Origin of the sequence: Microvirga aerilata, assembly GCF_016743775.1 — a bacterium.
Lineage (GTDB): Bacteria > Pseudomonadota > Alphaproteobacteria > Rhizobiales > Beijerinckiaceae > Microvirga > Microvirga aerilata.
In genome coordinates this window covers 1-8,738 of record NZ_JAEQMY010000143.1, presented here as the reverse complement: position 1 = coordinate 8,738, position 8,738 = coordinate 1, and the positions used below count along the sequence as shown (strand labels likewise).

Genomic DNA, 8,738 nt, shown 5'->3' with positions numbered 1-8,738 from the left:
AAAGCCAACTGGCCGGCGCAAGGCAGCAGCTTGCCACGCCACCGACTACTGGGAACACATCTGGAACAGGTGCTCCACCAAGCGCAGCACCCTTCACAGCTGCAACTCCACAGCCGTAGGTGAGCTGAGAGTGCAATAACCACTGGCTTGGGACGCTTAGGTACAGCCACGGCGGCAAGCTAGGCTTTTGCAGCCACTGGCTAATCCTTCCACTATCGGCGACCAATCCCTGCATGCTGGAATGAACGAGCGAGCTAGATTTTATGGCCTGCTCCCGCCTGATGACGGATCCGTAATGTCCTCGATCCATGTCAGCGCTTTCACAGCCTGCGGGAACCCAAGTGTCGGAATGGCAAGCAGCGCCACCTGTTTAAGCTCGTCTTTGGAAACGCCCTCAGCAAGAGCGCGGCGAGTATGCGAGTGGACCGCACCCTCGGACAGGGCTCCGATGGCGAGGGCAAGCTTCACAAGACGAAGCGTGTGGCCTTCGATTGGACCAGCCTCGGAACAGGTCTGCCCAAGGGCGGCAAAGGCATTCCAGATGTCGGGGTAGAACTGGGCGATCCTACTAGCGCCAGAGGGCAAGTTCTCGGGTGCTTCCGCCATGGATTCCTCCTTGAGCAATCGACACTAGCTATCCTGAACAGCTAGTGTCCGGCACTGTTTCGTCGATCGCAACGTTTCCGCTCTATCGCCTTCGAGTCCTGTGAGCTTGCTTCACGCCCAATGAACCCAGAGCAGTCATCAACGTCTCCTAATGTACCGCCTCTGACCGGCTTCATCTGTCGCGACGGGCGGGAGAGCCTCGTGCTCGGAGAGCGGGCGGACGGCACGATGGCTCACATATCAGAGGTCTCCTCCGGTCTTGGGTGCAGTTGCACCTGCCCAGGATGCGGAACCCGTCTCGTGGCCCGCAAGGGTGATAAACAAGACCACCACTTCGGGCACTATGGGGTTGAGGATGGCAGGTCCTGCCAGACCGGACCGGAAACAGCCCTGCACAAGTTTGCCAAGGAGGTGCTCGCCCGCCGGCTTGAACTCGACCTCCCGCCCCTGGTGGTCGGCGAGGGGCCAGGCAAATGGGTTGGACACCCAGGAGGAGCCTACCATTTCGATGCTGCTCTCCTGGAGAGCAGGCTCGGCGGGATCGTGCCGGATGTGATTGTCCGCAAGGGCGAGCGTCACCTCCTGGTCGAGTTCCTGGTCACGCATGCCTGCGATGAGGCGAAGATCGCCCGGATCGTGACCATGGATGTGGCTGCCATTGAGGTTGATTTGTCGGGGCTTCCTCGGGACACCTCCCGCGCGGACCTCGAGGAGGCCATCCTCGCGACGGCTTCTCGGAAATGGCTGCACAACCCCAAGCTCCGCGCAGCCCAAGCTGAGCGGGAGAGACGAGCCTGTGAGCGGGATCAGGTCCTGGCCCGGGCAGCCGCTCCCTTACGGAAAGCCTACCTGGCAGCGTGTGCGGAGGTCCGCTCAATGCGGACTACCTGCTTGGCGTACGACCGGATCGTCGGCCGCCACTTGGCTCATGCCGTTGGTATCGAGGTGCCGGGGATCGGCTGCTTCACGGTCCCGCCGCGCGATTGGCAGGCCGTTATCCTGGCGGATGCTGTGGATCTGGCGGCTTCGGGAGGCAAACCCCTGATCACGACGACCGGTGCCTTGCGGAAGATCCGGCAGCGGGGTTGGTTGCGGCGCCGGTTCAGCGGACTCACTGACGCAGAGTCGGCCGCTATTCGCGCGGACGGCACGCCCTTTGACCATCCGGCCAATGCAGTCGCCGCTTGGGCAACCACTCTGTCCCGCCTCGGCATTCTTCTTCCGGCCGGATCAGGAGATCGATGGGTCGTTTGGCAGCAAACCGCTGGCACAACACCTGGACGTCAAACAGCTAAGCACCTCTGAGCGTTCTCCCACCCCTACATCTCGAAATGGAGAGCGCACCAGGAGTCGCTCAAAGACTCGCAGCCGTCTGGTGTGCACGGAGTGCGCACGGCGAATTCTGCAAGCCTTGCGATGCGATCTCAATGTGCCGGTAAGTCATTGAGAAGTTTGGTGAGCGCGCTGGGACTCGAACCCAGGACCCTCTGATTAAAAGTTAGAGGCTCTTCCCATGTAGATCGGCGACTTAGAATTCTTGAAGCATAGCAAATGTAACCAAACTTAAACTCACGCGGTTTGAGGGTGCTGCGGCCTTTGCAGACATGGTGTGCTGCTCTTACCCTGCATCGCTGCCGAGTTCGCCACCCATCTCCGGACTTGCTACCTCCTTTTCAATAGGGCTCTTTCCGGCCTGGAACGTCAGCATCGCCTTCGCGACAAGCGGATCTAATCCATGGCTTTCCCGGCGTGTGACTTCGAGGAGAGCCGAGCGCATAGCGGGCGTCCAGAACGCAACCAGATGGTCGTGGATACCTGTGATTGCCTGATCTTCCGGATAGGACCGAAAGAAGGACGCGATCTGGTTAGCCATGCGAGCCAGCTTGTCAGTGCTCATGTTGGACATCCTGTCTGCAGATGCGCTCGACGCCATGAAACACTGTGACGGCATCGCTGCGGGCGATGCCAACGAGTGTAATGTCGAGCAGCCGCGCCCGTTCAAGCGCCAATGACGTAGGTGCCGAGATCGCCACGAGTGTCCGTGTGCCGAAAGCAGCAATCTTCTCGACAAGCTCAAAGGAGCAGCGGCTTGTGACAATGACGAAGCCGCTGTTCGGGTTTGTGCCGTCGCGGCAGAGTGCGCCGATGAGCTTGTCGAGCGCGTTATGCCGGCCAACATCTTCGCGAACGCAGTGGACGGTCCCATCCAGATCGGCCCAAGCCGCCGCATGTACGGCTCGGGTAAGCGCGTTCAGGGACTGCGCTCCTTCAAGCATGGAAAGTGCCGTGCGGATGGAGGTCAGCGGGATACTCGGCGCCCTGCCAACAGGCATGCGAGCCTTGGGCAACGCATCCAGATCGTCGATCCCGCAGAGGCCGCAGCCGGTGCGCCCAGACAGAGCTCGCTTTCGCGCCAGATGCTCGTGCAACCGTTCCGGGATAAGGTCGATCACCAGACGCAGGCCCCGCTCTTCCTGCTCAAGCTGAACACTGCGAATGTCGTCGGCTCGTTGGATAATGCCCTCTGTCAGGCTGAAGCCGACCGCAAAATCCTCCAGGTCAGATGGCGTCGTCATCATCACGGCGAACGGGATCCCGCCAAAGGTGAGGGCGACCGGCACTTCGGCCGCTATCGGGCGAAGACCTGAGACTATCTCGCCACCCTCAAAGCAGATTATTGTGGCCCCTGCCTCCTCCACCTGCGGCAGCTGCAGCCCTATCCTATTCGGCAGCGTCGACATCGGGGCCGATCCGCTTAAGGGCAAAATCCTCTTCGAAGAAACGTGCCTGCCAATCAGAGGGCCGGTTCGTCCGGCGCACCTGCACCGCCGTCACCTTGTACTCCGGACAGTTCGTAGCCCAGTCCGAGTAGTCAGTCGTGATGACATTTGCGCCGGTTTTGGCATGGTGGAAGGTTGTGTAGACTACCCCTGGCTGCATGCGCTCGCTGATCTGGGCCCGAAGAGCGATCTCGCCCGACCGACTTTCGAGAGAGACAAGATCACCGTCCAGGACGCCACGGTTTTCTGCGTCAAACGGATGAATTTCCAGCACATCCTCCTCGTGCCAGCGACTGTTCTCCGTGCGTCTCGTCTGAGCGCCAACGTTGTATTGCGACAGGATACGACCTGTTGTCAGGATCAACGGGAAACGCGGCCCTGTACGCTCCTCGGTGGGCACGAACTCCGTGATCATGAACTTGCCTTTGCCACGAACAAATCGGTCTACGTGCATCATCGGCGTTCCGTTTGGAGCGGCATCGTTGCACGGCCACTGAATCGAGCCGAGGTGATCCAGCTTATCGTAGGACACGCCTGCAAAGCTAGGCGTGAGCCGGGCGATTTCGTCCATAATCTCACTGGGGTGCTTGTAGTGCATCGCGAAGCCCAGTGCATTCGAGAGCGCCATCGTGACCTCCCAATCAGCCAAGCCTCCAAGCGGCGGCATTACCTTCCGCACGCGGTTGATGCGTCGCTCCGCATTGGTGAAGGTGCCATCCTTCTCCAGGAATGAGGAGCCCGGCAGAAACACATGCGCGTATTTGGCGGTCTCGTTCAGGAAGATGTCCTGAATGACGATGCACTCCATCGCTGCCAGCCCTGCCGTCACATGCTGCGTGTCCGGATCGGATTGTGCGATGTCCTCGCCCTGAATGTAGAGGCCCTTGAACGCCCCGGCCATGGCCTCGTCGAGCATATTGGGAATCCGAAGGCCTGGGTCGCCCTGGAGCGGCACGCCCCAGAACGCCTCGAACATCTGCCGGGTCGCATCGTCGGAGACATGCCGGTAGCCGGAGAACTCGTGCGGGAACGAGCCCATGTCGCAGGATCCCTGCACGTTGTTCTGTCCGCGCAAGGGGTTCACCCCGGCGCCGGGTTTACCAATATTGCCAGTGGCCATGGCGAGGTTAGCCATGCCCATAACCATAGTTGAACCCTGGCTATGCTCTGTCACACCCAGACCGTAGTAAATCGCTGCATTGCCGCCCGTGGCATAGAGCCGGGCGGCATTCCGTACATCTGCAGCCGGAACGCCGGTCAGATCCTCCACCGCCTCGGGCGAATGGCGTTCGTCGGCGATGAAGCGCGCCCAACTCTCGAAGTCGCCCAAATCGCAGCGCTCACGGACGTAGTCCTCATTCACTAAGCCTTCGGTGACGATCACGTGCGCGATGGCATTGATCATCCCCACGTTTGTGCCGGGCTTCAGGGGCAGATGGTAATCCGCCTGGATGTGTGGTGACTTCACGAGATCGATACGACGCGGATCAACGACGATGAGGCGCGCGCCTTGGCGCAGCCGCCGCTTCATGCGGGAGGCAAAGACCGGATGCCCGTCTGTCGGGTTGGCTCCGATAACCACGATGACATCCGCATCATCGACGGATGCAAAATCCTGCGTCCCGGCCGAGGTGCCAAGCGTGGTCTTCAGTCCGTAGCCAGTCGGCGAGTGGCAGACGCGGGCACAGGTATCGACATTGTTGTTGCCGAAGCCCGCACGCACCAGCTTCTGCACCAAGAACGTTTCTTCGTTGGTGCAACGTGAGGACGTGATGCCGCCGACCGCATCCCGGCCGTATTGAGCTTGAATGCGCTTGAACTCGCCCGCAGCGTAGTCTACCGCCTCCTTCCAGGACACCTCCTGCCATGGATCGGTGATCTTCTTGCGGATCATAGGCTTGGTGATGCGGTCCTTGTGCGTGGCATAGCCCCAGGCAAAGCGGCCCTTGACGCAGGAATGGCCTTCATTGGCCTTGCCTCCCTTGTAGGGCACCATACGCACAACCGTATTGCCTTTCATCTCCGCCTTGAAGGAGCAACCAACGCCGCAATAGGCACAGGTCGTGATCACCGAATGCTCCGGCTGTCCGAGCGCGATGATGCTCTTCTCGTTGAGAGTTGCGGTCGGGCAGGCCTGCACACAAGCGCCACAGGAGACGCATTCAGAGCCGAAGAAGTCCATTCCACCCGGGGATACGCGGGAGTCGAAGCCCCTGCCTTGGATCGTGAGCGCGAAGGTGCCCTGCACCTCCTCGCACGCTCGTACACAGCGCGAGCAGACGATGCATTTGGAGTCTTCAAAGGTGAAGTACGGGTTGGATGTATCTTTTGGCGCATCGAGATGGTTGGCGCCGCCATAGCCGTACCGGACCTCGCGCAGGCCGACCGCACCGGCCATGTCTTGCAACTCGCAATTCCCATTCGCGGAGCAGGTCAGACAATCGAGCGGGTGGTCGGAGATGTACAGTTCCATGACACCGCGGCGCAGATCCGCGAGCCGTTCCGTCTGGGTATTAACAACCATTCCCTCCTCGACAGGCGTTGTGCATGAGGCCGGCGTACCACGCCTTCCCTCGATCTCGACGAGGCAGAGACGGCAGGAGCCAAAGGCTTCGAGGGAGTCGGTTGCGCACAGCTTAGGGATCTGGGTACCCCGCATCATCGCGGCTGCCATTACGGAGGTGCCGGCCGGGACAGAGACCGCCTCCCCGTCGATGATGAGGGTCACGATCTTGTCGGTGATGCGGATTGGCGTGCCGTAGTCGGTTTCCTGGATCAGAGCCACCAGTATTGCTCCATTACTCGGCCGCCGCTGGCATGCGCGGCGCCTTGTCGAAATCCTCAGGGAAATGGGTGAGTGCACTCATGACAGGCACAGGGGTCAGGCCGCCCATGGCGCAGAGCGACGCATCGGTCATCAAGGCGCAAAGATTTTCGAGCACCTCGAAGTTCTTCTCAGGCTCGAGGCCGGCGATGATCCTGTCCATGACCTCGATGCCACGAACAGCCCCCACCCGGCACGGCGTGCACTTGCCGCAGCTCTCAGCAGCGCAGAACTCAAACGCAAAGAGAGCCTGCTGCGAGAGATCGACACTGTCGTCGAATACCACGATACCGCCGTGCCCCAGAAGCCCCTTCTCGGCCGCGAGCGCCTCGTAGTCCAGTGGAAGATCAAGCATGGAGGCTGGAAAGTACGCGCCCAATGGCCCGCCAACCTGCACCGCCTTGATCGGCCGCCCTGTCGCGGTGCCGCCGCCGAAGTCTTCGATGATCTCACGCAGGGTCGTACCAAACGCAAGCTCAATGAGTCCGCCGCGCTTGACGTTGCCTGCAAGCTGAACCGGCAGCGTCCCACGCGAGCGGCCCATGCCGAGATCGGCATAAGCCTGCCCACTATGAGCCAGGATCCAGGGCACCGTGGCGAGGGATAATACGTTGTTGACGACGGTCGGCTTGCCAAAGAGCCCTTGCAGGGCAGGCAACGGTGGCTTCGCCCGCACCATGCCGCGCTTGCCCTCGAGGCTTTCCAAGAGGGAGGTTTCCTCGCCACAGATATAGGCTCCAGCTCCTAAGCGCGTCTCTAGGGTGTAGGACCGTCCAGACCCCATGAGAGATGAACCAAGATATCCTGCCTCCCCGGCTATCCTGACCGCCTCGGTCATGATGCGATATGCATAAGGATACTCGGAGCGGATATAGATGAAGCCCTTCGTGGCACCCACAGCAAGACCTGCAATGGTCATGCCTTCGATCAGGGAGAAGGGGTCGCCCTCCATGAGCATGCGGTCTGCAAAGGTGCCGCTATCGCCCTCATCGGCATTGCAGACGATGTATTTTTGGTCTGCCTCGGCGTGGAGAACCGTGTTCCACTTGATGCCGGTTGGAAAACCGGCTCCTCCCCTCCCACGAAGCCCAGAGAGCTTGATCTCATCCACGATAGCAACCGGCTCGAGCGACAGCGCACGCTCAAGCCCAGCATAGCCGCCATGGGCCCGGTAGTCCTCAATAGACAACGGATCGACGACACCGCAGCGGGCGAATGTGAGGCGCGTTTGCCGGGAAAGATAAGGCTGTTCCTCTAAACATCCGAGCCGAAGAGGATGCGCCGCGCCGGTCCAAAAGCCGGCCTTAAACAAACCAGCGATGTCCGACGGTCTAATCGGACCATAGGCAATCCGGCCTTCAGGCGTTTCCACTTCGAGCAGGGGCTCAAGCCAGAAGAGCCCTCGAGACCCGGTGTGTACGAGTTCCAAGGTCAAGCCTCGGGCCGCTGCCTCCTCCATGACCGACTGAGCCATCTGGGCAACTCCGAGCGAAACCGATGCGGCATCGCGAGAGACAAAAACTCTGGTCATGCTCCCCTCGCCTCGCGCACGACGGCGTCAAGCATCTCCTGATCGAGCCTCCCTCTAGGCTGCCCATCAAAAAGGGCGGATGGAGCGCAGGCACACAGTCCAAGGCAATAGACCCCTTCGACTGTCAAAGTACCATCCGAGGTGGTTTCGCCCCAGCCAATTCCAAGCCGCTCTAAAAGCCCCCGAGCGATCTCGGAACCGTTCATGGCTTGGCAGGCTTCGGCCCGGCAGAGTTTGAGAACGTGCTTCCCGGCCGGTGTCCGGCGAAAGTCATGGTAGAAGGTAACAGTCCCATGAACCTCCGCTCGTGATAGGTTCAGGATTGACGCCACGAGGGGAACTGCATCGTTAGGAATATAGCCAAATTCCATTTGAAGAGCATGCAGAACTGGCAGTGCTGGCCCATCGAGGGATGCGTGTGCCGCAATAATCTCCTGAGCCCGAACGTTATCCCACTTACTAAGCTTAGGCATATTCTTCCCTAGAATACTTATGTTTCAGCCGATACTGCTGAAATTATCGGACAGGTGCAATGGTCCCGTTGCGGACCACCGGAGCAGACGTGATATCTCAGCCATTCGCTATCTTCGACGGCCCAAAGCAGCCGGCAATTCAAGGTAGAAAGCGTTTCGAACGCTGAGCCGTCATGGCCCGGGAATTCACATCGATTGAGACAGCAGTTGCACCGCCGGGATCGGCCTTTGCATCGAGGAGCACCACCGTGGCGGCACCCGCTGTGGCGCACGAAACGGCGCAATCTGCGGCACCAGTCAAGTCGTCAACAATGATAAGGGTCTGGATCATCGACTGTTCTTCTGTCCCAGTTGCTCGGGTGCATATTTGCTTGCCACGGACGAACTCACAAGACACTGGCATTCAGGTGCGCTGATTGAGCTGCGCTGCCTCAGACGATGCCCCAAGCGCGGTAGCGGGTGCGTCCGGTGAGTTCCCGCGGCCGGGCGCCTCCGAGTTGTGCCAGCATCAGGTCGACGGCCTT

Annotated in this window: 9 protein-coding genes; 1 reads left to right on the top strand and 8 read right to left on the bottom strand. The window is 60.2% G+C overall.

Annotated elements, in window-relative coordinates; all coding sequences use genetic code 11:
- Positions 1–261: 261 nt before the first annotated feature.
- Positions 262–606 carry a carboxymuconolactone decarboxylase family protein gene (locus JKG68_RS29670; protein ID WP_202065733.1) on the bottom strand — a complete coding sequence of 115 codons (345 nt, stop codon included), beginning with the start codon at positions 604–606 and terminating at the stop codon, positions 262–264.
- A 300-nt stretch (positions 607–906) separates the two neighbouring features.
- Between JKG68_RS29670 and JKG68_RS29665 the strand changes: the two genes are divergently transcribed.
- Positions 907–1,911 (top strand): hypothetical protein, encoded by a 1,005-nt coding sequence (locus JKG68_RS29665; RefSeq protein WP_312891036.1) that lies wholly within the window; start codon positions 907–909, stop codon positions 1,909–1,911.
- Positions 1,912–2,224: 313 nt separating this feature from the next.
- Here the strand turns inward: JKG68_RS29665 and JKG68_RS29660 are convergent, their stop codons facing one another.
- From JKG68_RS29660 to JKG68_RS29630, 7 genes are all read right to left on the bottom strand, one after another.
- Positions 2,225–2,503 (bottom strand): formate dehydrogenase subunit delta, encoded by a 279-nt coding sequence (locus tag JKG68_RS29660; protein WP_376773236.1) that lies wholly within the window; start codon positions 2,501–2,503, stop codon positions 2,225–2,227.
- Positions 2,493–3,347 carry a formate dehydrogenase accessory sulfurtransferase FdhD gene (gene fdhD / locus JKG68_RS29655; RefSeq protein WP_202065730.1) on the bottom strand — a complete coding sequence of 285 codons (855 nt, stop codon included), beginning with the start codon at positions 3,345–3,347 and terminating at the stop codon, positions 2,493–2,495. The genes JKG68_RS29660 and fdhD overlap by 11 nt, the downstream gene beginning before the upstream one ends.
- The gene (fdhF, locus tag JKG68_RS29650; RefSeq protein ID WP_202065728.1) at positions 3,328–6,171 is read right to left on the bottom strand and encodes a formate dehydrogenase subunit alpha; all 2,844 of its coding nucleotides are present in this window, start codon (positions 6,169–6,171) and stop codon (positions 3,328–3,330) included. Before fdhF ends, fdhD begins: the two co-directional genes overlap by 20 nt.
- Before the next feature lie 13 nt (positions 6,172–6,184).
- Positions 6,185–7,741 carry a formate dehydrogenase beta subunit gene (locus JKG68_RS29645; RefSeq protein ID WP_202065726.1) on the bottom strand — a complete coding sequence of 519 codons (1,557 nt, stop codon included), beginning with the start codon at positions 7,739–7,741 and terminating at the stop codon, positions 6,185–6,187.
- Positions 7,738–8,214 (bottom strand): formate dehydrogenase subunit gamma, encoded by a 477-nt coding sequence (locus JKG68_RS29640; RefSeq protein WP_202065724.1) that lies wholly within the window; start codon positions 8,212–8,214, stop codon positions 7,738–7,740. The genes JKG68_RS29645 and JKG68_RS29640 overlap by 4 nt, the downstream gene beginning before the upstream one ends.
- A gap of 139 nt (positions 8,215–8,353) precedes the next feature.
- A complete protein-coding gene (locus tag JKG68_RS29635; protein WP_202065722.1) occupies positions 8,354–8,545 on the bottom strand; it encodes a four-carbon acid sugar kinase family protein in 192 nt (63 codons plus the stop codon).
- A gap of 100 nt (positions 8,546–8,645) precedes the next feature.
- A complete protein-coding gene (locus tag JKG68_RS29630; RefSeq protein ID WP_281399260.1) occupies positions 8,646–8,726 on the bottom strand; it encodes a helix-turn-helix domain-containing protein in 81 nt (26 codons plus the stop codon).
- Positions 8,727–8,738: the final 12 nt, after the last annotated feature.

Coding starts and splice junctions, on each gene's coding strand:
- JKG68_RS29645 (WP_202065726.1), bottom strand. CDS start 7,741: ATGACCAGAGTTTTTGTCTCTCGCGATGCCGCATCGGTTTCGCTCGGA.
- fdhD (WP_202065730.1), bottom strand. CDS start 3,347: ATGTCGACGCTGCCGAATAGGATAGGGCTGCAGCTGCCGCAGGTGGAG.
- JKG68_RS29660 (WP_376773236.1), bottom strand. CDS start 2,503: ATGAGCACTGACAAGCTGGCTCGCATGGCTAACCAGATCGCGTCCTTC.
- JKG68_RS29635 (WP_202065722.1), bottom strand. CDS start 8,545: ATGATCCAGACCCTTATCATTGTTGACGACTTGACTGGTGCCGCAGAT.
- JKG68_RS29670 (WP_202065733.1), bottom strand. CDS start 606: ATGGCGGAAGCACCCGAGAACTTGCCCTCTGGCGCTAGTAGGATCGCC.
- JKG68_RS29640 (WP_202065724.1), bottom strand. CDS start 8,214: ATGCCTAAGCTTAGTAAGTGGGATAACGTTCGGGCTCAGGAGATTATT.